The following is a 20897-nucleotide window of genomic DNA, read 5'->3' as shown; positions in this document are numbered from 1 at the left end:
CGTATTGACGCATGGCTTGACGCACAGTGAGCGCCATGGAGAACAGCGCCGCGGGGAACAGCGCCGCGCAGACCGACGCTTCGAAGGACGCCTCGGAGGTCGCCTCGAAGGTCGCCTCGAAGGCCACAGCGAAGAAGGCAGCGGAGAACGGGCCGGGCGCGCCAAAACGTCGGCCGCGCATCCGGCGGCGGGTGCTGATCGCCTCGGTGGCGGGCTGTGCCGTGCTCGGCGGGGTGCTGGTGCTGCTGCCGTGGGGTCAGGGCGGGACGCGGGCGCCCGGACCGGCGCCGGGGGCGCAGGCGCTCGCCGCGGTCACCACGGGCGTGCCGGCCGCGCTGCCCGATCTGGCGGTGCTGATCGACGAGCGGGAGAAGCATCTGCGGGCCCATCCCGGGGACGCTCATTCGTGGGCGGTGCTGGGCGCGGCGTATGTGGAGCAGGGGCGGCGCACCGCCGAGGCGGAGTACTACCCGAAGGCCGAGAAGGCGCTGCGTACGTCGCTGAAGGTGCGGGACCCGAACGCCGAAGCGCTGGCCGGCATGGCTGCGCTGGCGAACGCGCGGCGGGACTTCGGCGCGGCGCGGACCTGGGGCGAGGCGGCGCTGAAGGCGGACCGCAAGCGGTGGACGACGTATCCGCCGCTGATCGACGCCTACACGGGGCTGGGCGACCACAAGGCGGCCAAGCGGACGCTGGACCGGCTGCTGAAGCTGCGCTCCGGCCCGGCCGTGCAGGCCCGGGCGGCGGCCGTCTACCGGGACCGGGGCTGGCGGGAGGACGCGGCGGTGGCGCTGTCCGACGCGGCGGCGGGCGCGCAGGCCCCGGCCGAGCGGGCCGCGTATCTCGAACGGGCCGGACAGCTCGCCTGGGAGCGCGGCGACCTGGACGTGGCCCTGCGGCACTTCGAGGAGGCCGTACGCCTCGACCCCGACCAGCGGGCCGCGCTCGCCGGGCAGGGGCGGACGCTGGCGGCACTGGGCCGCACGACGGAGGCGCTGAACGCGTACCGGGTCGCCCTCGCCAAGCAGCCGCTTCCCGAATACGCCCTGGAACTGGGTGAGTTGTACGAGTCGCTGGGCCTGGGGCAGGCGGCGCGCGTGCAGTACGACCTGCTGCGGGAGCGGGCGGCACAGGCCGCGGCCGGCGGGGTGGACGACGAACTGGTGCTGGGCCACTTCGAGGCGGACCACGGCGACCCGGAGTCCGCCGTGCAGCGGCTGCGGACCGAGTGGCGCCGGCAGCCGGGGGTCGCGGTGGCCGACGCGCTGGGGTGGGCGCTGCACCGGGCCGGGGAGCACAAGCAGGCGCTGAAGTTCGCGAGGCTGGCGAACGACAAGAAGCGCGGGGGCGGGGTGCGCAGCGCGCTGTACGTCTATCACCAGGGGATGATCGAGCGGGAACTGGAGATGCCGGGGGCCGCGCGGCGGCATCTGCAGGAGGCGTTGCGGATCAATCCGCACTTCTCCCCGACACGGGTGCCGCTGGCCGAGGCGGCGTTGGAGGAGCTCGGGGAGCCGTCGGTGGAGGACGTACCGGACATGGACGCCAAGGCGAAGCGACGGTGACCCAGTCCCCTACAGCACCGCCGTGCCGATCAGTGCGTTGCGGCTGACCAGCCCCGCCAGTTCCGCCTCGGGCATCCCGCCCGTGTCCTCCGGGCGGCGCGGCAGCACCATGTAGCGGGTCTCCGCGCTGGAGTCCCACACCGTGATCCGCGTGTCGGTCGGCAGGTCCAGGCCGAACTCGGCGAGGACCGCCCGGGGTTCGCGAACCACTCGGGAGCGGTACGACTCGGACTTGTACCAGCTCGGGGACGGCCCGAGCAGGCGGATGGGGTAGCAGGAGCAGAGGGTGCAGACGATGACGTTGTGCGTCGACGCCGTGTTCTCGACGACGCGCAGGCGCTGGTAGCCGCCGTCCATGAAACCCAGCTCGCGCACGGCCGCCGTACCGTCCGTCAGCAGACGGGACTTGAAGTCCTCGTCGGTCCAGGCCCGCGCGACGACCCGCGCCCCGCTCGCCGGCGAGGCACCCGCGAGGAACGCGTCGATCGCCTCGTCCAGTTCCCCGCCCGTGAGTACGCCCTTGTCCTCCAGGAGGGTCTCCAGGCGCCGCACCCGGCGGGCGATCGTCGCGTCGGAGTGGTCACCGCTCATCGCCACGGTCCTCTTCCAAGTAGCTTTCCCACAGATCCAGTACGACCTGATGGTCGCCCTCGCCCCACAGGTCACGCGCCTGGAACCGCACCGCGTACACCTGCTCCACCGGCGCGTCGGCAAGCCCCCGTGCGCTGACGTCGGCCAGTTCGGCGGACCCCTCCGGCTCGATCACGACGCCCCGCTTGCCGCGTGCGTAGCGGGGCAGGCGGGTGTGGTGCGCCGGGTCGTGGCGATACGTCACCACACGCGACCCCGGGGCGAAACGGTCAGCCATCGCGCTCGTCCCGATCCAGCTCGCCGGGCGCCAGCACGCCCTTGCGTTCGAGGAGGTCGCTGATCGCGATGAACCAGCGTTCGTAGTACGACGCCGCCAGGTACTCGCGCGGCGGGATCGACTCGATCGCGTCCCGGAACTCGTTCAGATTGAAGATCTCCTGCGCGCGCAGGGCGTTCCAGATCCCGAAGACGCGCGCCTCCCAGTCGGCGTGGAAGGGCTCGGAGTCGTCCGCGGTGTCGACGGGACCGAACCCCTCGACGCCGCCGACGTCGTTGATCCTGGCCATGGGCTCAGCGTACGGCGCGTCCGGGCATCGCGCGGGCGCACGCCGCGTGCGGCAGGCGCCCCGGCGTGCGGGTCCCCCCGTGGAACCCGCACGCCGAAAGAGGGTCAGCCGGCCGTCAGAGGTTGCCGCGCTTGGCCTGCTCCCGCTCGATCGCCTCGAACAGGGCCTTGAAGTTGCCCTTGCCGAAGCCCATGGAGCCGTGGCGTTCGATGATCTCGAAGAAGACCGTCGGGCGGTCCTGGACCGGCTTGGTGAAGATCTGCAGCAGATAGCCGTCCTCGTCGCGGTCCGCGAGGATCTTCAGCTCCCGCAGGGTCTCGACGGGGACCCGGGTGTCGCCGACCCACTCGCCGAGGGTGTCGTAGTACGAGTCCGGCGTGTCGAGGAACTGAACCCCGGCCGCGCGCATGGTGCGTACCGTCTCGACGATGTCGTTCGTGTTGAGCGCGATGTGCTGGACGCCCGCGCCGCCGTAGAACTCCAGGTACTCGTCGATCTGGGACTTCTTCTTGGCGATGGCGGGCTCGTTGATCGGGAACTTGACCTTGAGCGTGCCGTCGGCCACGACCTTCGACATCAGCGCGCTGTACTCGGTCGCGATGTCGTCGCCCACGAACTCCTTCATGTTCGTGAAGCCCATGACCTTGTTGTAGAAGCCGACCCACTCGTTCATGCGGCCCAGCTCGACGTTGCCGACACAGTGGTCGATCGCCTGGAAGGTGCGCTGGGCGGGCGGCTCGACCATGGGGCTCGCCGCCACATAGCCGGGGAGGTACGGGCCGTCGTAGCCGTGGCGCTCGACGAGGGTGTGGCGGGTCTCGCCGTACGTCGCGATGGCGGCCAGGACGACGGTGCCGTGCTCGTCCTTGAGCTCGTAGGGCTCGGTGACGGACGTGGCTCCGTGCTCGAGGGCGTACGCGTACGCCCGCCGTGCGTCCGGGACCTCGATGGCGAGGTCGACGACGCCGTCGCCGTGCTCGGCCACGTGCTGGGCGAGGAAGTGGCCCCAGGTGGTGGCGGGCTTGATGACGGAGGTGAGGACGAAACGGGCGGAGCCGTTCTCCAGCACGTAGCTCGCGGTCTCGCGGCTGCCGTTCTCCGGTCCGGAGTAGGCCACGAGGCGCATGCCGAAAGCGGTCGAGTAGTAGTGCGCCGCCTGCTTGGCGTTGCCCACGGCGAAGACGACCGCGTCCATTCCCTTGACCGGGAAGGGGTCGGCCTGCCGGGCGGTGTCGGGAGTGTGGTGTGTGGTCTGCGTCATAAGCGCAGCCTCACGCCATGCGGCAAGGTGCGCAATAGTTTGGTTTTCAGCTGGGCAATCTGCTCAGTGACACGCCCGTCCCTGCGGGCTTTCTGTACAGGATGACCACCCCCGGTGGCGAGGAGAGGCGGGCTGTCGTGACGATCGATCATCTGGACGGACGGATCATCGTGCTGCTGGCGCGGGAGCCGCGGATCGGGGTGCTGGAGATGTCCCGGCGGTTGGGCGTGGCCCGCGGGACCGTGCAGGCACGGCTGGACCGGCTTCAGTCGAACGGAGTCATCCGCGGCTTCGGTCCCGAGGTCGATCCGGCGGCAGTCGGTTATCCGGTCACCGCCTTCGCGACGCTTCAGATCCGGCAGGGGCAAGGGGCCGACGTACGGGCGCACTTGGCGTCCGTGCCGGAGGTGCTGGAGCTGCACACGACCACCGGGACCGGGGACATGCTGTGCCGCCTCGTGGCGCGCTCCAACGCCGATCTTCAGCGGGTGATCGACCGGGTTGTCGGTTTCGATGGGATCGTCCGGGCCTCCACGGCGATCGTGATGGAGAACCCCGTTCCGCTGCGGATCATCCCGCTGGTGGAGCAGGCGGCGGAAGACCGGGCGCACAGCTAGCCCGCGACCTGGTGGGGTGAGTCCGTGTGAATTTCTGGGAGTACCTGGGCAACCGCCACCAGCAGCTGCTCACCGACGCCTACCAGCACGCCAGCGCCGTCTTCCAGTGCATGGTCGTGGCGACCCTGCTCGGGGTGCTGATCGGTGTGGCCACGTACCGCAGCGAGTGGGCCGGCAATTTCGCCACGCTGACCACCGCGGGCATCCTGACCATTCCGTCGCTCGCCATGATCGGTCTGCTCATTCCGATCGTGGGGCTCGGCGTGCCGCCCACGGTGATCACACTGACGCTGTACGGCCTGCTGCCGATCGTGCGCAACTCGATCGTCGGACTGCGCGGAGTCGATCCGTCCCTGGTGGAGGCGGCCCGGGGCATCGGCATGTCCCGGCTCACCCAGCTGCTGAAGGTGGAGCTGCCGCTCGCCTGGCCGCCGATCCTGACCGGGATCCGGGTCGCGACACAGATGCTGATGGGCATCGCGGCGATCGCGGCGTACGCCTCCGGCCCCGGCCTCGGCAATGTGATCTTTCGCGGGCTCGCCTCGCTGGGCAGCGCGAACGCGCTCAACCAGGTGCTCGCGGGCACGGTCGGGATCATCATCCTGGCGCTGCTGTTCGACGCCGCGTACGTCCTGATCGGACGGCTGACCATCCCCAGGGGGATCCGTGTCTGAGCACGAGTCCGGCAGCGGCCACCACGGAGCCTCCATCGAGCTGGAGAACCTGACCAAGCGCTATCCCGGCAGCCCGCAGCCGGCCGTGGACAGCGTGAACATGGAGATCAAGGCGGGCGAGGTGGTCATCCTCGTCGGGCCCTCGGGGTGCGGGAAGTCCACGACGCTCAAGATGATCAACCGGCTGATCGAGCCGACCGGTGGCCGGATCCGCATCGGTGGCGAGGACGTCACCGACATCGATCCGGTGAAGCTGCGCCGCAAGGTCGGTTATGCCATCCAGTCCGCCGGTCTGTTCCCGCACATGACGGTCGCGCAGAACATCGGACTCGTACCGAAGATGATCGGCTGGTCGAAGACGCGGATCGGCGCGCGGGTCGAGGAGCTGCTGGACCTCGTCGGGCTCGACCCGGGCGAGTTCCACGGCCGCTATCCGCGCCAGCTCTCCGGCGGGCAGCAGCAGCGCGTGGGCGTGGCACGGGCGCTGGCCGCCGATCCGCCGGTGCTGCTGATGGACGAGCCGTTCGGAGCGGTCGACCCGATCACCCGTGATCACCTCCAGGACGAGCTGATCAGGCTGCAGCACGAGCTGCACAAGACGATCGTCTTCGTCACGCACGACTTCGACGAGGCGATCAAGATCGGTGACCGTATCGCCGTTCTGCGCGAACAGTCGCACATCGCTCAGTTCGACACCCCGGAGGCGATCCTCACCAACCCCACCGACGACTTCGTCTCCGGGTTCGTCGGAGCCGGTGCGGCACTGAAGCGGCTGAACCTGACCCGGGTACGGGACGTGGAGATCACCGACTATCCGACGGTGACCTTCGACGACCCGCTCCAGGACATCTTCAACCGGCTGCGCTCCAGCGGCACCAACGAGATCCTGCTGCTCGACAAGCGGGGCCGGCCCTACAAGTGGCTGCGGCGCGGCGATCTGATGCGGGCCAGGGGTTCGCTCGCTCGGGCCGGGACGCTGGTGACCGACACGGTGACACGGGACGCCACGCTGCGGGACGCCCTGGAGGCCGTCCTCACCGACAACGCGGGGCGGGTGGTGGTGACCGGGCGGCGCGGTGAGTACACGGGTGTCGTCGACATGGAGACGCTGATCAACTCCGTGCACGAGCTGCTGGAGGCGGACCGGCTGGAGGCGTTGGAGGCCCAGCACGAGCTGGAGGGTTCCCGGGCCGGGCGCACGCACGCCGAGCAGGAGGGCGACGGAGGGGAGCACAAGGCGTGAGCACTCCCGAGACCCCGAGGTCGTCCCGGGTGCAGGAGACGTCCGAGCCCGGCGAAGCGCCCGGAAACGCCGAGCCCGACCGCAACGATCTTGACGGGCACGACGAGACCGCCTCGCCCGTCGCCACGAAGCGCCCGGCCAGGAAGCTGAGCTGGCAGCGGCTCACCATCGTGCCGGCGATGCTGGTGGTGCTGCTGCTCGCGACCTGGCTGTGGTTCCGGCAGGCCGACCTCGACCCGGTCTCCGAGAACGCGCTGTCGAACGGTCAGGTCTCGCAGGCCCTGAGGGAGCAGATCGAACTCACGGTGATCTCCACCTTCTTCGTGCTGATCATCGCGATCCCGCTGGGGATCCTGCTCACCCGGCGGGCGTTCAGGAAGGCGACACCGGTGGCCATGGCTCTCGCCAACATGGGCCAGGCGACCCCCGCGATCGGTCTTCTCGCCCTGCTGGTGATCTGGCTGGGCATCGGCCGGAAGGCGGCCCTGATCGGCATGATCGCCTACGCCGTCCTGCCCGTGCTGTCCAACACCATCGCCGGCCTCAAGGCGAACGACCCGACCCTGCTGGAGGCGGCGCGCGGTATCGGCATGTCCCCGACGGGGGTGCTGACGCGGGTGGAGCTGCCGCTCGCGGTCCCGCTGATCCTTGCGGGCGTGCGCACCGCCCTGGTCCTCAACGTCGGGACGGCGACCCTGGCGGTCTTCGGCGGCGGCGGGGGGCTGGGCGTGCTGATCACGGCCGGCATCACCAACCAGCGCATGCCGGTCCTGGTCCTCGGCTCGATTCTCACGGTCGCCCTCGCCCTGCTGGTGGACTGGCTGGCATCGCTGGTGGAAGTGCTGCTGCGGCCACGGGGGCTGGACCTGTGAGGCGGCCGACGGTCCTGCTCGCGGCCGGGTTGCTGGTGGCGGCCGCCGGGTGCGGTCTGACCAGCGGCTCCCCCATGGTCGACGACGTACGGCCCGGAAGCATCGGACGGGGCGAGCCACTGGAGGGCGCCCAACTGACGGTGACGTCGAAGTCGTTCACCGAGCAGCTCATCCTCGGCGCGATCATGGGCATCGCCTTCGAGGCGGCCGGCGCCGACGTCCTGGACCGCACCGGCATCCAGGGCTCCATCGGCAGCCGCGAGGCGGTGCGCAAGGGCGACGCCGATGCCGGATACGAGTACACGGGCACGGCCTGGATCACCTACCTCGGGCACAGCGAGCCCATCACCGACCCGCACGAGCAGTGGGAGGCGGTGCGCAAGGAGGACGCGAAGAACGGGCTGACCTGGCTCCCGCCGTCCGCGCTGGACAACACGTACGCCCTGGCGATGAACCAGGCGAACCACAAGAAGTACCGCACGAACGACCTCTCCGAGGTCGCCGCACTGTCCAAGTCCGACCCGGCCGCGGTGACGCTGTGCGTGGAGGTCGAGTTCGCCAACCGGGCGGACGGGCTGCCGGGGATGCAGAAGGCGTACGGCATGGACGTCCCGGCGAGGAACATCACCCAGATGGACACCGGGATCATCTACACGCAGGCCGCGAAGGGGAACTGCACCTACGGCGAGGTCTACACGACGGACGGCCGCATCAAGTCCATGAACCTCGTGGTGATGGACGACGACAAGCATTTCTTCCCCAACTACAACGCCGCCCCGGTGATCAACACCAAGACCCTCAAGGAATGGCCGGCCATCCCCGACGTCCTCGACCCGATCACCAAGAAGCTGAACAACACGGTGGCCCAGGACCTGAACGCGAAGGTGGACGTGGACGGGGAGGATCCCCATCAGGTGGCGTTGGACTGGATGAAGGCGGAGGGGTTCGTGAAGTAGGGGGTTCCGGGGCCGGGTTCCAAAGAACCTGTTGCAAAGCAACCTTTGCATAGCTACCTTTGTACGCATGCCGGAAGAGCACAACGTACGGAAACTCGACGCGCGTTCGCTGCGTGGGCTCGCTCATCCCCTGCGGATGGAGTTGCTCAACGCGCTACGCCGTACCGGGCCCGCCACGGCCTCGATGCTCGCCGAGCGGTTGGGCGAGTCGAGCGGAGCCACGAGCTACCACCTGCGCCAGCTCGCCGCGCACGGGTTCGTCGAGGACGCCCCTGAGCACGGCAAGGGGCGAGAGCGCTGGTGGCGGGCTGTGGACGCAGGGATCGCGATGGACGAGAACCTGTATCAGAGCCCGGACCCGGCAGTCCGCGGCGCGGCCGACCTGCTGCTGCACGAGCTCGTGAACCAGCACACCCGTGAGCTGTACTCCTGGCTGTCCGCCCGCGACAGATGGTTCCCGCGATGGACGGACCACTCGATGGACCTGAGCGACTTCACGCTACGGCTGACACCCGAGCGCTCACGCGAACTCATCGGCAAGATGCACGAGTTGCTCAACAGCTACCAGGCGCACGAGGCCGCCGAGGACGACCCGGACGCGGAGCAGGTCCGCCTCCACACGCACGTCTTCCCCATCGCCACGGACCCGGAGGGGCCCCGATGACCGACCCCGAGACGCATCTCTGCCTGCACCACCTGCACGCGGCCGACCTCCAGGCCCAAGCCGACGCCCACCGCCTGGCCGTCCAGGCCAGGCAGCCCCGCCACCTACGGACCCGCCTCGGCTGGACGTTGGTGGAGATCGGCCTGCGCCTCGCCACACCTCCGCAGCCGACCGTTGCCACCGGCTAGCAGCTCGGCACGGACCCCTTGCCCGACTCCAGCGCCTCCAGCGCCCCCACCGCCCCCTTCAGCGTAGTCACCGGCACCAACCGCAATCCCTCCGGCAGTTCCGCCTTCGCATCGCCGCACTCGGCCCTCGGCACCAGGAAGACCGTCGCCCCGTCCCGCTTGGCCGCCTGAGTCTTGAGGGACACGCCACCGACCGCGCCGACCTTGCCCGCCGCGTCGATCGTGCCCGTGCCGGCGATGCTGCGGCCGCCGGTGAGGTCGCCGCCCTCGCCGTTGCCGTTCAGTTTGTCGATGATGCCGAGGGTGAAGAGGAGGCCGGCGCTGGGGCCGCCCACGTCCGCGAGGGTGAGGGTGACCTTGATGTTCTTGTCGTTGAGGTCCAGGTAGTTCAGCGCGGCCTCGGTCGCGGCGTCCTGGGACTCCTTCATCTGCTCGGTGTTGTACTGCTCGATCTCCCGCGTGCTCTGACCGCTCGGATAGACCGAGTCGCGCGGCATGACCGCCTTCTCCGTGCTGAACCAGGCGTCGATCACGTCACCGAACCGCACGTCCGTGTCGGGGGACGTCGCCTCGATGGTCGTCATGCGCAGCTGGCCGCTCGTGTCACGGGTCGGCGCCCCGGTGATCGTGATCACCGGTTCGCCCTTGTTGTCGCCCAGCACGTTCGCCGTCAGACCGGGCTGCGTCAGCGAGAACGGCAGCGGCGCGAAGGCGGCCGTGGCGAGCAGGGCCACGACCGGCAGGGCGCAGACGGCAATGGCCCGGGGGCGCGTGAGACGAGAGAGCACGGGATCAATCTAACGTGGCGGCAAGTTCCGGCCAGGCGCAGGTCGGAGCTGCCCAGGTTGCCCCATTCAGGTCACGTACAGGTCTCGCCGCTCCTTCGTGAAGCGCCGCAGCGTCTGCGGCACCGGCGCCACCCCGATGCCCGGCGACCGTGGCACCGGAAGATGGCCGTCGACCAGCACGAACGGCTCCGTGATGTCCTCGGCGAAGTAGCGGCTGGACGCCGACGTGTCCCCGGGAAGCGTGCAGCCGGGCAGGGCCGCCAGCGCCAGGTTCGGGGCGCGGCCGATGCCCGTCTCCAGCATGCCGCCGCACCACACCGGCACCCCGTGCGCGTACGCCACGTCGTGCACACGCCGCGCTTCCAGGTATCCCCCGACCCGCGCCGGCTTCACGTTCACCACGCGGCACGCGTCCATCGCGATCGCGGACGCGGTGTCGGCGGCGTTGTGCAGGGACTCGTCCAGGCAGACGGGGGTCGCGATGCGCTGCTGGAGCCGGGCGTGGGCGTACAGGTTGTTCTCCGCGAGCGGCTCCTCGATCAGCAGCAGCCCGAAGTCGTCCAGCCGCCGCAGATGCTCGGCGTCCGCGAGCGTGTACGCCGTGTTGGCGTCGACCTGGAGCGGCAGGTCCGCGCCGAAGCGCTCGCGCACGGCCCGTACCGGCTCCAGATCCCAGCCCGGCTCGATCTTCAGCTTGATCCGGACGTACCCCTCGGCGAGATACCCCTCGACGTCGTCCAGCAACTCGGCGACCGTCCCCCTGATCCCGACCGACACCCCGGCCGGCACCCGCTCGCGCACCGACCCGAGATACGTGGCCAGCGGCATGCCGTACGACCGCAGCTCCGCGTCGAGGACGGCCGTCTCCAGCGCCGCCTTCGCCAGCTCGTGCCCCTTGACCCCCGCCGTCGCCGGGGCGAGGTGGGCCGTACCGAGCACGGGCAGGGCGGCGACGCGCGGCAGCAGGAAGTCACGCAGGACGATCTCCGCGCCGGCCACGAACTCCGAGCAGTACAGCGGCTCGGGGTCGGCCGCGAACTCCGACCAGCCCTCGGCCGCGTCCGTGACGACGTGCAGCAGGAAGGTGTCCTTCGTCGTCATCGTGCCGAAGGACGTACGGAAGGGGCTGACCAGCGGGATCGCCACGTGGACGATCTCGACGCGTTCGAGTTTCACGAGGTGGCCTCCCGGCGGGTGAGCGTGTACCAGCCGTCCCGGGACATGTCCGTCGCCGTGAACCCGTCGGCGAAGGCCTTCGTGAACACCTCGCGCACGGCCCGCCGCCAGCCCAGCGCCAGCTCCGGGTCCGCGGCCCGCAGCGCCACTATGTCGTCCGGTACGCGGCACCAGACATACCGGTCCTGCCGGTCCCGGCGGGCGAGCGGCCCGCCGTCGGGGGCCGTGTGGGTGGCGGGCGCGGCCTCGCGCTCCGGGGTGCCGGGCCCGGCGTGGCCGGACTGCCCCCGCGCCGGCCCGATCAGGTCCCAGGTCACCTCCAGCCGGTCGCTCTCGTCGCCGCCGTTCACGCCGTCCGCCATGGGGCCGTAGAAGTCGACGAGGTAGCCGGTGCCGGCGGCGCCCAGTTTGACGAAGTTGAACCGGGCGTTGCGGCCGACCAGCGGATCGAAGGTCCAGCGCATGGTGAGCGCCCCGAGCTCCACCGCCCAGGCCCGCTGCGCCCGCTTGACCTGCGGCCCGAGCCCCTGCTCGGCGGCGGCCAGCAGCGAGTATGTCTCCCGCGACGCCGGCGGCCCGAACACGGCGACACAGGCCCCGACGAGCCGCTCCCCGTCGTACGCGGCGTGCACCGCCCCACCCGCGTGGGCGAGGCTGTTCAGCGTCTCGGGCAGCAGGGGCGGTGCGGTGCGAGGCGTCTGCCATACGTCACTGAAGTACTCGGCAACAGCGGTGAACCCGGCGGGCTCGTGGACGGTGCGGATGCTCAGTGAGGTCATGACACGAGTGTCGGAGGTGCTGCGGGGCCCTGCCTAGTGCACCCGCGCGTCAACGCGACGCCCGAGCCACTCCCGCGCCGCATCGCCGCCAGGCCCTCGCCGCTTCCCGCGCCGCGCGTCAGCGCAACGCCTCCTCCGCCACCTCCCGCGCCGCGTCAGCGCAACGCCTCCGCCACTTCCCGCACCACGTCAGCGCAACGCCTCCGCCACCTCCCGAGCGGCATCCACGACCCGCGGCCCCACGCGCTCCGGCACCGCGTCGGCCAGCATCACCACGCCCACGCTGCCCTCGACGCCCGTCACGCCGATCAGCGGCGCCGCGGCCCCGCTCGCTCCCGCCTCCAACTCCCCGTGGGTGAGGGTGTATCCGGGCTCCTCCAGCGGCTGATTCCGGGCGGAGAGTATGGCCCGGCCCGCGGCACCGCGGTCCAGCGGGTGCCGGAAACCGGCCCGGTAGGCCACGTGATAGTCCGTCCACGTCGGCTCGACCACGGCAACGGCCAGCGCCTCCGTGCCGTCCACCAGCGTCAGATGGGCCGTCGCCCCGATGTCCTCGGCGAGCGAACGCAGCGCGGGCAGCGCGGCCTCCCGTACCAGCGGATGCACCTGCCGGCCCAGTCGCAGCACACCGAGGCCGACGCGGGCACGACCGCCCAGGTCACGGCGTACCAGGGCGTGCTGCTCAAGCGTGGCGAGCAGCCGGTACACAACGGTCCGGTTCACGCCCAGTTTGTTGGAAAGCTCGGTGACGGTCAGCCCGTGGTCGGTGTCGGCCAGCAGCTTGAGGACGCGCAGTCCCCGGTCGAGCGTCTGAGAGGTCTCCGCGGTCACGACGCCCACTCCTTAGTGGTGAGGTCGGCAGCCTCCTCGCGGCGGGTGCGTCACCGAGTCCCGTCAGTGACGCGCTTCAGAGGCCGCCGATCGGCCGGCGGCCCGGACTGACTGTCCGGGCCGCGTCGCTTCACGGCTGCGCTCCGCGGCGGCGCTGCCACGGGGCGTGTGCGTAGCGGGACATTAGCGAAGCCGGTTCGCTGAGCGGAAGGCTCCGTCCAGAATCCGGGCAACGGCCGGTACGGACCACTCCCGTTTGCCCGGATACGTACGGCGTACGGTCCCCTGCGCGCACTCCCCGTACGCGCCCAGCGTCACCGCATCCGGGTGGCCCACTCCTGAACCTTGGCGATGCGCTGGCGCAGCTGCCCGGCCGTGGCCTCGGCGCTCGGCGGCCCGCCGCAGACCCGGCGCAGCTCGGTGTGGATGACGCCGTGCGGCTTGCCGCTCTGGTGGACGTACGCGCTCACCATCGTGTTGAGCTGCTTGCGGAGCTCCATCATCTCCTTGTGCGAGACGACGGGCCGCCGCTCGGCGGGCAGCTCCAGCAGGTCGGCCTCGGCGTCCGGCTTCTTGCGGCTGTGCGCGATCTGCCGGGCCTGCCGCTTCTGCAGGAGAAGCTGCACCTGGTCGGGTTCGAGGAGCCCCGGAATCCCGAGGTAGTCCTGCTCCTCCTCGCTCCCCGGGTGGGCCTGCATGCCGAACTCGGCACCGTCGTAGAGCACCCGGTCGAAGACGGCCTCGGACTCCAGCGCCTCGAAGGAGAACTGCTCCTGCTCGCCGGTGTCCTCGTCCTGCTCCTTGTTCGCCTCCTCCATCTCCTTCTCGGATTCGGCGTACGGGTCCTCCTCGCCCTCCTTCTTCGGCTTGTCGAGGGCGTGGTCGCGTTCGACCTCCATCTCGTTGGCGAAGGTGAGGAGGTCGGGGACGGTCGGCAGGAAGACGGAGGCGGTCTCGCCGCGCCGCCTGGACCGCACGAAACGGCCGACGGCCTGGGCGAAGAAGAGGGGCGTGGAGATGGTGGTGGCGTACACCCCCACCGCCAGCCGGGGCACGTCGACACCTTCGGACACCATGCGGACGGCGACCATCCACCGGTCGTTGTTGCCGCTGAAGTCGTCGATCCGCTTGGACGCCCCGGCGTCGTCGGACAGGACGAGGGTCGCCTTGTTGCCGGTGATCTCACGGATCAGCTTGGCGTAGGCGCGGGCGGAGTCCTGGTCGGAGGCGATGACGAGGGCACCGGCGTCCGGGATGGCCTTCCTGACCTCGGTCAGTCGCTGGTCGGCGGCCCGCAGCACACTCGGCATCCACTCGCCGCGCGGGTCCAGCGCCGTACGCCAGGCCTGGCTGATCGCGTCCTTGGTCATGGGCTCGCCGAGTCGCGCGGCGATCTCGTCGCCGGCCTTGGTGCGCCAGCGCATGTTGCCGCTGTAGCTCAGGAAGATGACCGGCCGGACGACGTGGTCGGCCAGCGCGTTGCCGTAGCCGTACGTGTAGTCGGCGGCCGACCGCCGGATTCCGTCGTTCCCCTCCTCGTACGTCACGAAGGGGATGGGGTTGGTGTCGGACCGGAACGGCGTACCGGTGAGGGCGAGTCGTCGCGTCGCGGGCTCGAAGGCCTCCAGGCAGGCCTCGCCCCAGGACTTGGAGTCACCGGCGTGGTGGATCTCGTCGAGGATGACGAGGGTCTTGCGCTGCTCGACCCGGTTGCGGTGGAGCATGGGCCGCACGCCGACACCCGCGTAGGTCACGGCGACGCCCTGGTAGTCCTTGCCGAGCGGCCCGGCGCTGTATTCGGGATCGAGCTTGATGCCTATGCGCGCGGCCGCCTCGGCCCACTGCTTCTTCAGATGCTCGGTCGGCGCGACCACGGTGACCTGCTGCACGACATGGTGATGCAGCAGCCAGGAGGCCAGCGTCAGCGCGAACGTCGTCTTGCCGGCGCCCGGCGTGGCGACCGCGAGGAAGTCACGCGGCTGCTCCTGGATGTACTTGTCCATCGCCCCCTGCTGCCAGGCACGCAGCTTGCTGGCGGTGCCCCAGGGGGCGCGGCCGGGGAAGGCGGGTGACAGGTGGTGGGAGTGGGGGGCAGAGCTGGAGCTGGCGGCGGTGGTAGTCACGGTCTCCGGGGACTGGGTCGGGCGGCTCGGCGTACGGGTGTTGGTGACTCGGCTACGTATGACAACCGGGCCACCCTACCGGCGGCCCGACCGTGTCCAGGGGCGAGCGGGGCCGGGTCACACGTGGGTGGGACCGACGTCACAACCGCCGCAGTCGCCCCGCGATCACGGCGATGTCCCCCTCGTCACCGGAGGCGACATCGATGACCAGCGCGTACGCCACGCCCTGATCGACACCGGTGCGGTCGACGCCGGTGGGGGCGAGGAAGGTCGCGGTGGCGAGCCAGGCGGTGCGCTTGTTGCCGTCGACGAGGGGGTGGTTGGTGGCGATGGCATGCACCAGTGCTGCAGCCTGCTCGTGGAGGTCGTCGTAGGCCGAGATACCGAACATGCGGGTACGGGCCGGTGCACCGCCCACGCGAGCAGCCCGGGCTCCCGCGCCTCGGGCGCCCGCCCGCCGAAGGCGAGCTCGGCGAGGGCGGTGAACGAGGCCCCCAAGCCCCTCGGAGACGCCACCTCTCGACGCTGGCCCGCTTCATCCAGCCCGTCCGGCGTTTGAGGACGAGGCCCCTTCAGGGCCAACAGCGGGGGGCTGGGGGCGGCAGCCCCCAGACGCGGTCGGGGGCGAGGGGGCGGAGCCCCTGGAGGACGGGACGGGTAGGGGCGCCGAGGGTGAACCCCTCCCCGCTCCAACTCACCGCTCCCGCAACCGAGTGGTCACCCAGGCCCCGACCAACGCCACCCCCGCCATCGGCAGGAACACCGCCGCGAACGCGGCCGGGTGCGACCCGGCGCCGGAGGCCCCCGTGGCCGCATGACTCACCGTGCCGCCGCCCAGGGCGGCGAAGGCGGCGCCTCCGGCGGCCAGCAGCACGACGTTGGACAGGCCGTCGGAGATCTGCAGGGCTGCGGAGTTCGTACCCGCCTCCTCGGGGGCGGAGAGATGGAGCAGCAGCACGCTGGTGGAGGAGATCACCAGCCCCATCCCGAAGCAGCCGAACGCCCACGCCACCGCGACGGTCCAGGCGGGCACGGAGTCGATCAGGACGCTCGGCGCGGCGGCGATGGAGGCCGCCACGAGCACCATCCCCAGCGTCATCAGCCGTTCCCGGTACGGCTCCACCCGCGGCCGCGACTGCATCCACGAACCCAGCGCCCAGGTCCCGCCACCTGCGGCGAGCGAGAACCCGGCGAGGGTCGGCGACAGCCCCCGCTGGGTGACCAGCATCAACGGTACGAAGGATTCGGCCGCGATGAACGACCCCGCCGCGACCCCGCGCAGCAGCACCACGGACGGCAGCCCGCGCGCCGCCCGGTACGTGCCGCGCGGGAGCAGGCCGAGCACGGCCGGCACGAGGAGCGCGGCGCCCGCGACGCCGGGGACGAGGGAGAGCCAGCGCAGGTCCTGGGCGGCGTACTGAAGCAGCCCCGCGCCGAGTGAGATGCCGAGGGCGAGCCGGATCCGGCGCCGGTCGAACGAGGTGCCGCGGGCGGAGGCGTCGACCGGTCCTCCCGCCCGCCGCCGTATCTGCGGCAGCGCGAGGGCGAGCGGAAACACGACGAGCACCGGAATCCCGACGAACACCCAGCGCCAGCCCAGATGCTCGGTCACCGCCCCGGCAGCCAGCGGTCCCACGATCGACGGCACGACCCAGCTCGCCGCGAACGCCGCCATGATCGCCGGCCGCAACCGCTCGGGGTAGGCCCGCCCCACGACGACGTACAACGCGACGATCACCAGACCGCCGCCGAGCCCCTGCACGGCCCGCCCGAGAATGAACAGCCACATCGCTCCCGCGGTCCCGGCCAGCAGCAGCCCGGCCCCGAAGGAGGCGATCCCGGCGGTGAGCGCGCCGAGCGGCCCGCGCCGGTCCGACCACTGACCCGCGAGCACCATCCCGAACAGGCTGGTGGTGAAGTACCCCGAGAACGCGAAGGCGTACAACGACACCCCGTGCAGTTCGCGCGCCGCCACCGGCATGGCCGTCCCGACGGCGGTCGCCTCGAAGGCGATGAGCAGCACGACGGAGACGATCCCGATGCTCAGGGCGCGATGGTCCCGGCTCAGCACGGTCTCCTCGGACGCAGGGTCCAAGGGGACGTCGGATCTCTTCGCGACACCGGCGTCGCGCGGCTCGAGGGCAGTCATGTCCGCCAGAGTAAGGGCCACAACTGACATTGACCCCTGTCGGAAGACGGCCCCGGGCTGGGACCTTGGTCGTACGACCGACGCGGTTCATGAACGCGGTGTGGCAGTCCCGTTGCAGGGCCGCCGATTCCCTTGAGCGGCCCGCACACCCCCGCCTACGGTCGTTTCACCGACCCAGGGCCGACCGCCCGAAGCCGGTGCAACGGCCGTGTGCCCGAGTGGTCAGGGGCTCGCCTGCGCTGCATCCATCAGCGAGCTCCGCTCGCGGGGAGTCACGCGGGTCCGATCCCCGCCGCAGTGACGCGCACACGACCGAGAACGGACATGGCCGTGTGCCCGAGTGGTTCAGGGGCTCGCCTGCAAAGCGAGTTACGTGGGTTCGAATCCCGCCACGGCCTCTACCCGCCTCGCCGTCGCCTTCGTCGGTCGTCTCACGATGCGGGGTGCTGTCGGGCCGCAGCTCGCCGTGCAGGCCCGGACGTGGCTCCGATCACGGCGGAAACCACGGCGGTCGCGGCGAGGCTGCCGGCCGTGACCATCACCACACCGACCGTGTACAGGCCGGAGGCATCGTCCGACCAGTCGGAGAAGGCGGCGACGGTCAGGCCGATCGTGGGGCCGAACACGGCGACCGTGCCGCGGTGCCGGGACGCAGCCCAGTACAACGGCACCAGCAGGGTCAGCACGAGGCCGATCACCTGCCACGCCTCGTACGGGCCGGTCGTCGTGCCGTCCGGCTGTATGTCGCGGTGCTGGTCCCAGCCCAGCCAGGCGGCCCACCCGGCGAGCGATGTGCCGGCCGTCACGAGGGTCGGCAACAGCGAGGGGGCGGGTCTTCGCAGTCCTGGGTTCATGGGCCAAGCGTCGCGCCTCGGCCGGCGCGAACACAGGGCGCATGTACTCAGCTGCGTCCGAGTACATGCGGCAGGAGAAGGCCCGCCCAGCCTTCCCAATACGGACAATTCCCAATGACCCCACGTCACTTCGTCGTACGGACAGCACAACCCCAGGCGCCTTCAAGGTGTCCAGTACATGACTGGAGGACAAACCCTTCGGTCGCCGTACTGCCTGCCCCACGAGGAGACCCATCCGTGCGCCAGCGCATCCGCCCCTCACACATCCGTCACTCGGCGGCCCTGGTGGCCGCTGCCGCCGCCGTCGCGGCGCTTCCCGCGGTCCTCGCTCCCGCGGCGCATGCGGAGGAGGGTGAACCCTCCCTGGTGATCTCGACTCTGCCGACCACGTCTCCCAAGCCCGGCGACACGTACGACGAGAAGGTCGTCATCACCAACAAGGGCACCGCGGCCACGGACGGGGTCACCTTCCGGGTCCGGCTGACCCGGAGGCTCGACTTCCCGGGCGCCGTCGAGGGCTGCACCTACTCGACCGTCGGGGACAAGGTCCGCCAGGCCCTCTGTGAGCTCGACACCGTCATCGAACCCGGCGCCTCCGTCGAGACGCCCGTACGGTTCAAGGCACTGCCCCACGCCCTGATGGAAGCCGTCGAGTACGGCACCTCGGCCACCGGTGACGCCCCGGGCGAAGGGTTCGACGACAGCAACCGGCGCCTGACCCTGACCGCGGACAGCACCGCCGACCTCGTCGCCGTCGGTGAGGACACCGAAGCCCTCGCGGGCGACAAGCAGTCCATCACGGTGCAGCTCCGCAACGACGGCCCCGGCTGGATCCAGAACCAGGAGAGCGACGACCAGCCTGCACTCATGGTGCGGATCCCGAAGGACACGGTCGCCACCGAAGTGCCCGAGGACTGTGCGCCGTTCGGGATCGACGGTCCGTCCGGGCCCGCCGGGACGCCGGGCAGGTCCACGTACGTCTGCTGGCCCGCCGACCACACTATCGAGGTCGGCGAGTCCCTCTCCTTCACCTTCATGCTGGACATCGAGGACGACGCCCGGACCACCACCGGCGAGGTGAAGGCGACCTCCGTCTACGACATCCACCCGGCCTTCGACAAGAACCCCGCCAACGACAAGGCCGAGATCCGCGTCGCCATCCCGACCGACTACGAGCCCGATCCGGACACGTCCGGCGGCTCCTCCACCGGCGGCAATTCCACGGACGGCGGCTCCACCACGGGCGGCAACGACCCCCAGGGGCAGTCCACAGGCGGCAACGGCAGCACGGGCGGCTCAGGCAGCACCGGCTCCACGTCGTCCGGCACCTCGACGAGCGGCTCCACCGGATCCGTGAACGGCAACCTGGCGAGCACCGGCTCCGACGGCACGCCGCTCATCGCCGGCGCCGCAGCCGCCGCGGCGGCACTCGGCGGTGGCCTGGTCCTGGCCGTGCGCCGTCGTCGCGCCGTCGGCAAGTCCTCCTGACGACACCTCAGAGATACGGCGCAGTCCGCGCGACGTGGGTCCGGAGAAGGCGGGCCCTTGCCAGGGTCTCGGTGATCAGCCGGCCGCCCGGCCCCGCGTCGCGCACCTCACCACGCCCCGCCCACCGACTCCAGCACCCCGCTCGACTCGTCCTGGAACGCCTCGGTCCAGTAGTGCCGGCCGTCCTCACCCGCCGCTCTGACGCCGGTCGGGTCGACCGTGGACAGAACCTGGAGCATGGTCATGGCCAGCTGGTCGTAGGTGTCGGTCGTCAGCGCGTGGCCCGACTGCTCGTCGATCGCCTGCTCGCGGTGCAGCAGCCAGAGCGTGAAGGCGAGGGTGGAGACGTCCGTGTTCAGGGGGAAGAGCCTCGCCTCGGGCTCGCTCCAGTTCAGTACCGCGCCCGTCGCGCCGTCGATGACCAGGCTGTGGTCCTCGACGAGGTGGCCGAGGCGTATCAAGTGGCCCGCCCCGGGCGGCAGTTCGGCCGACCACTCGTCGTCGCTGTAGTACTCGGCCAGCGTCTGCAGTGACACGTCGGTGTCGAGGGAGAACAGGAAGCCGTCCTCCGGCAGGCCCACCTCGCGCAGGAAGCGGCGTGTCGGCTCGTGCGTGAGCGTGGCGGGGAAGTCGACCTCCTCGAAGCGCACCACCTTGCCCTGGCCGAACTCCTGGTCCAGGAGGCGCCGGGGCAGGTCCAGGGCGAGGCCCGAATGCCCGGCGCGGCCCGCGACGAGTGCCAGGGGCCGGATCAGGGCGGCCATCCTCCAGAACGGCGCCGGCTCGCCGTCCGCGCCCTCCTCGAACACCGCCAGCAGGTGCCGGGACGCGTCCGCCACCGCCTGCGGGCCGTAGCGGCCGACGTAGGAGGCGAACTGGCCGCGCAGGCCCGCCAGTTCGTCCGTCGCCTCGGCGAACCGGACCAGTGTGCGCAGCGACGGTGCCAGTGCGCGGCGGTCCATCAGGTCGGGGCGGTCGTGCAGGAAGTGCGTCGTCGAGACCTCGCCCGTCGCGCCGTCCAGCAGGACCGACTCCGTCTCCAGGCCGCCGGGACCAAGCAGTCCGCCTATCACCAACTGGTCCCGCAGCTCCGCCGCGAGCCGGCCCGCCGGATCGCCCGTCGAGTCCGCCACCGTCCGCAGGCCGTCCCGGCACAGCTCGGCGAAGCTCAACACCCCGCTGTCGCCGGGCAGTCCGGGTCCCGTCAGCCAGCGCCGCGTCGAAGCGTGCGTGACGTGCGGATCCAGCGCGGCCTCGCTCAGAATGATCGCCGTGTCACCGGCGTGCGTCGTGATCGTCGTGCTCATGGCTCCCCCGCATGCGCTTTCCCACCACCCAGGGCACGACACGGCCGACCGACCGACCGGCCCACCCACCCCGGCCGCCGTCCCCACTGCCCAGAACACTACGCGCCACCACTGACAACGCCCGCCGAATCAGCCCGGGCCCATGACAGCGCTTCACATCAGTAGACGCTCGGCCCACCCTCGCGCGTTCCCTTCACCCGCGTTT

Annotated in this window: 21 protein-coding genes, 1 tRNA gene and 1 pseudogene; 10 read left to right on the top strand and 13 right to left on the bottom strand. The window is 70.8% G+C overall.

Features of this window, described 5'->3' with window-relative positions; translation table 11 throughout:
- Positions 1–35 precede the first annotated feature (35 nt).
- Complete coding sequence (locus tag ACFY5C_RS21030) at positions 36–1565, top strand: tetratricopeptide repeat protein (protein ID WP_389446340.1); 1530 nt, start codon at positions 36–38, stop codon at positions 1563–1565.
- 9 nt (positions 1566–1574) lie between these two features.
- On the opposite strand, the gene nthA is transcribed toward ACFY5C_RS21030, so the two are convergent.
- The 4 genes from nthA to hppD form a co-directional block, all read right to left on the bottom strand.
- Positions 1575–2156 carry a nitrile hydratase subunit alpha gene (nthA, locus tag ACFY5C_RS21025; RefSeq protein WP_389446338.1) on the bottom strand — a complete coding sequence of 194 codons (582 nt, stop codon included), beginning with the start codon at positions 2154–2156 and terminating at the stop codon, positions 1575–1577.
- A complete protein-coding gene (locus ACFY5C_RS21020) occupies positions 2146–2433 on the bottom strand; it encodes an SH3-like domain-containing protein (protein WP_389446336.1) in 288 nt (95 codons plus the stop codon). Before ACFY5C_RS21020 ends, nthA begins: the two co-directional genes overlap by 11 nt.
- Complete coding sequence (locus tag ACFY5C_RS21015) at positions 2426–2722, bottom strand: hypothetical protein (RefSeq protein ID WP_389446334.1); 297 nt, start codon at positions 2720–2722, stop codon at positions 2426–2428. Before ACFY5C_RS21015 ends, ACFY5C_RS21020 begins: the two co-directional genes overlap by 8 nt.
- Before the next feature lie 115 nt (positions 2723–2837).
- The gene (gene hppD / locus ACFY5C_RS21010; RefSeq protein WP_389446332.1) at positions 2838–3983 is read right to left on the bottom strand and encodes a 4-hydroxyphenylpyruvate dioxygenase; all 1146 of its coding nucleotides are present in this window, start codon (positions 3981–3983) and stop codon (positions 2838–2840) included.
- A gap of 137 nt (positions 3984–4120) precedes the next feature.
- Between hppD and ACFY5C_RS21005 the strand changes: the two genes are divergently transcribed.
- The 7 genes from ACFY5C_RS21005 to ACFY5C_RS20975 all read left to right on the top strand — a co-directional run bounded on the left by ACFY5C_RS21005 (position 4121) and on the right by ACFY5C_RS20975 (position 9197).
- A complete protein-coding gene (locus tag ACFY5C_RS21005; protein ID WP_389446330.1) occupies positions 4121–4600 on the top strand; it encodes an Lrp/AsnC family transcriptional regulator in 480 nt (159 codons plus the stop codon).
- Positions 4601–4626: 26 nt separating this feature from the next.
- Positions 4627–5274 (top strand): ABC transporter permease, encoded by a 648-nt coding sequence (locus ACFY5C_RS21000; RefSeq protein WP_328427358.1) that lies wholly within the window; start codon positions 4627–4629, stop codon positions 5272–5274.
- The gene (locus tag ACFY5C_RS20995) at positions 5267–6517 is read left to right on the top strand and encodes a betaine/proline/choline family ABC transporter ATP-binding protein (RefSeq protein WP_389446328.1); all 1251 of its coding nucleotides are present in this window, start codon (positions 5267–5269) and stop codon (positions 6515–6517) included. Before ACFY5C_RS21000 ends, ACFY5C_RS20995 begins: the two co-directional genes overlap by 8 nt.
- Positions 6514–7389, top strand: coding sequence for an ABC transporter permease (locus ACFY5C_RS20990; RefSeq protein WP_389446326.1), 876 nt, complete (start codon positions 6514–6516; stop codon positions 7387–7389). Before ACFY5C_RS20995 ends, ACFY5C_RS20990 begins: the two co-directional genes overlap by 4 nt.
- The gene (locus ACFY5C_RS20985; protein WP_389446324.1) at positions 7386–8345 is read left to right on the top strand and encodes a glycine betaine ABC transporter substrate-binding protein; all 960 of its coding nucleotides are present in this window, start codon (positions 7386–7388) and stop codon (positions 8343–8345) included. Before ACFY5C_RS20990 ends, ACFY5C_RS20985 begins: the two co-directional genes overlap by 4 nt.
- 67 nt (positions 8346–8412) lie before the next feature.
- Positions 8413–9009, top strand: a complete 597-nt coding sequence (locus ACFY5C_RS20980; protein WP_389446322.1) for an ArsR/SmtB family transcription factor — start codon at positions 8413–8415, stop codon at positions 9007–9009.
- Positions 9006–9197: a hypothetical protein gene (locus ACFY5C_RS20975; protein ID WP_389446320.1), complete on the top strand. Its 192-nt coding sequence runs from the start codon at positions 9006–9008 to the stop codon at positions 9195–9197. The genes ACFY5C_RS20980 and ACFY5C_RS20975 overlap by 4 nt, the downstream gene beginning before the upstream one ends.
- Here the strand turns inward: ACFY5C_RS20975 and ACFY5C_RS20970 are convergent.
- The 7 genes and pseudogenes from ACFY5C_RS20970 to ACFY5C_RS20940 form a co-directional block, all read right to left on the bottom strand.
- Complete coding sequence (locus tag ACFY5C_RS20970) at positions 9194–9985, bottom strand: PDZ domain-containing protein (RefSeq protein ID WP_389446318.1); 792 nt, start codon at positions 9983–9985, stop codon at positions 9194–9196. The two genes, ACFY5C_RS20975 and ACFY5C_RS20970, sit on opposite strands and share 4 nt — an antisense overlap.
- Positions 9986–10051: 66 nt before the next feature.
- On the bottom strand, positions 10052–11161 hold the full coding sequence (gene menC, locus ACFY5C_RS20965; RefSeq protein ID WP_389446316.1) for an o-succinylbenzoate synthase: 1110 nt from the start codon (positions 11159–11161) through the stop codon (positions 10052–10054).
- Positions 11158–11940, bottom strand: coding sequence for a chorismate synthase (locus ACFY5C_RS20960; protein ID WP_389446314.1), 783 nt, complete (start codon positions 11938–11940; stop codon positions 11158–11160). The genes menC and ACFY5C_RS20960 overlap by 4 nt, the downstream gene beginning before the upstream one ends.
- A gap of 189 nt (positions 11941–12129) precedes the next feature.
- Positions 12130–12771, bottom strand: coding sequence for an IclR family transcriptional regulator (locus tag ACFY5C_RS20955; RefSeq protein WP_389446312.1), 642 nt, complete (start codon positions 12769–12771; stop codon positions 12130–12132).
- A 314-nt stretch (positions 12772–13085) separates the two neighbouring features.
- Complete coding sequence (locus tag ACFY5C_RS20950) at positions 13086–14894, bottom strand: DEAD/DEAH box helicase (protein WP_389446310.1); 1809 nt, start codon at positions 14892–14894, stop codon at positions 13086–13088.
- Positions 14895–15033: 139 nt separating this feature from the next.
- Positions 15034–15392, bottom strand: a pseudogene (locus tag ACFY5C_RS20945) (type II toxin-antitoxin system death-on-curing family toxin).
- A 196-nt stretch (positions 15393–15588) separates the two neighbouring features.
- Positions 15589–17043 carry an MFS transporter gene (locus tag ACFY5C_RS20940; protein WP_389446308.1) on the bottom strand — a complete coding sequence of 485 codons (1455 nt, stop codon included), beginning with the start codon at positions 17041–17043 and terminating at the stop codon, positions 15589–15591.
- A gap of 326 nt (positions 17044–17369) precedes the next feature.
- On the opposite strand from ACFY5C_RS20940, the gene ACFY5C_RS20935 reads away from it, so the two are divergent.
- A tRNA-Cys gene (locus tag ACFY5C_RS20935) sits at positions 17370–17441 on the top strand.
- A gap of 33 nt (positions 17442–17474) precedes the next feature.
- Here ACFY5C_RS20935 and ACFY5C_RS20930 read toward each other — a convergent pair.
- Positions 17475–17897 carry a hypothetical protein gene (locus ACFY5C_RS20930; RefSeq protein WP_389446306.1) on the bottom strand — a complete coding sequence of 141 codons (423 nt, stop codon included), beginning with the start codon at positions 17895–17897 and terminating at the stop codon, positions 17475–17477.
- A gap of 237 nt (positions 17898–18134) precedes the next feature.
- Here ACFY5C_RS20930 and ACFY5C_RS20925 point away from each other — a divergent pair, with 237 nt between their 5' ends.
- Complete coding sequence (locus ACFY5C_RS20925; protein ID WP_389446304.1) at positions 18135–19385, top strand: LPXTG cell wall anchor domain-containing protein; 1251 nt, start codon at positions 18135–18137, stop codon at positions 19383–19385.
- 107 nt (positions 19386–19492) lie between these two features.
- On the opposite strand, the gene ACFY5C_RS20920 is transcribed toward ACFY5C_RS20925, so the two are convergent.
- The gene (locus tag ACFY5C_RS20920; protein ID WP_389446302.1) at positions 19493–20692 is read right to left on the bottom strand and encodes an SUKH-4 family immunity protein; all 1200 of its coding nucleotides are present in this window, start codon (positions 20690–20692) and stop codon (positions 19493–19495) included.
- Between the last annotated feature and the right edge of the window lie 205 nt (positions 20693–20897).

Source organism: Streptomyces sp. NPDC012935 (assembly GCF_042900345.1).
Classification (GTDB): Bacteria; Actinomycetota; Actinomycetes; order Streptomycetales; family Streptomycetaceae; genus Streptomyces.
The sequence above is the reverse complement of the archived record's forward strand: the minus strand, read 5'-3'. Positions and strand labels throughout refer to the sequence as shown.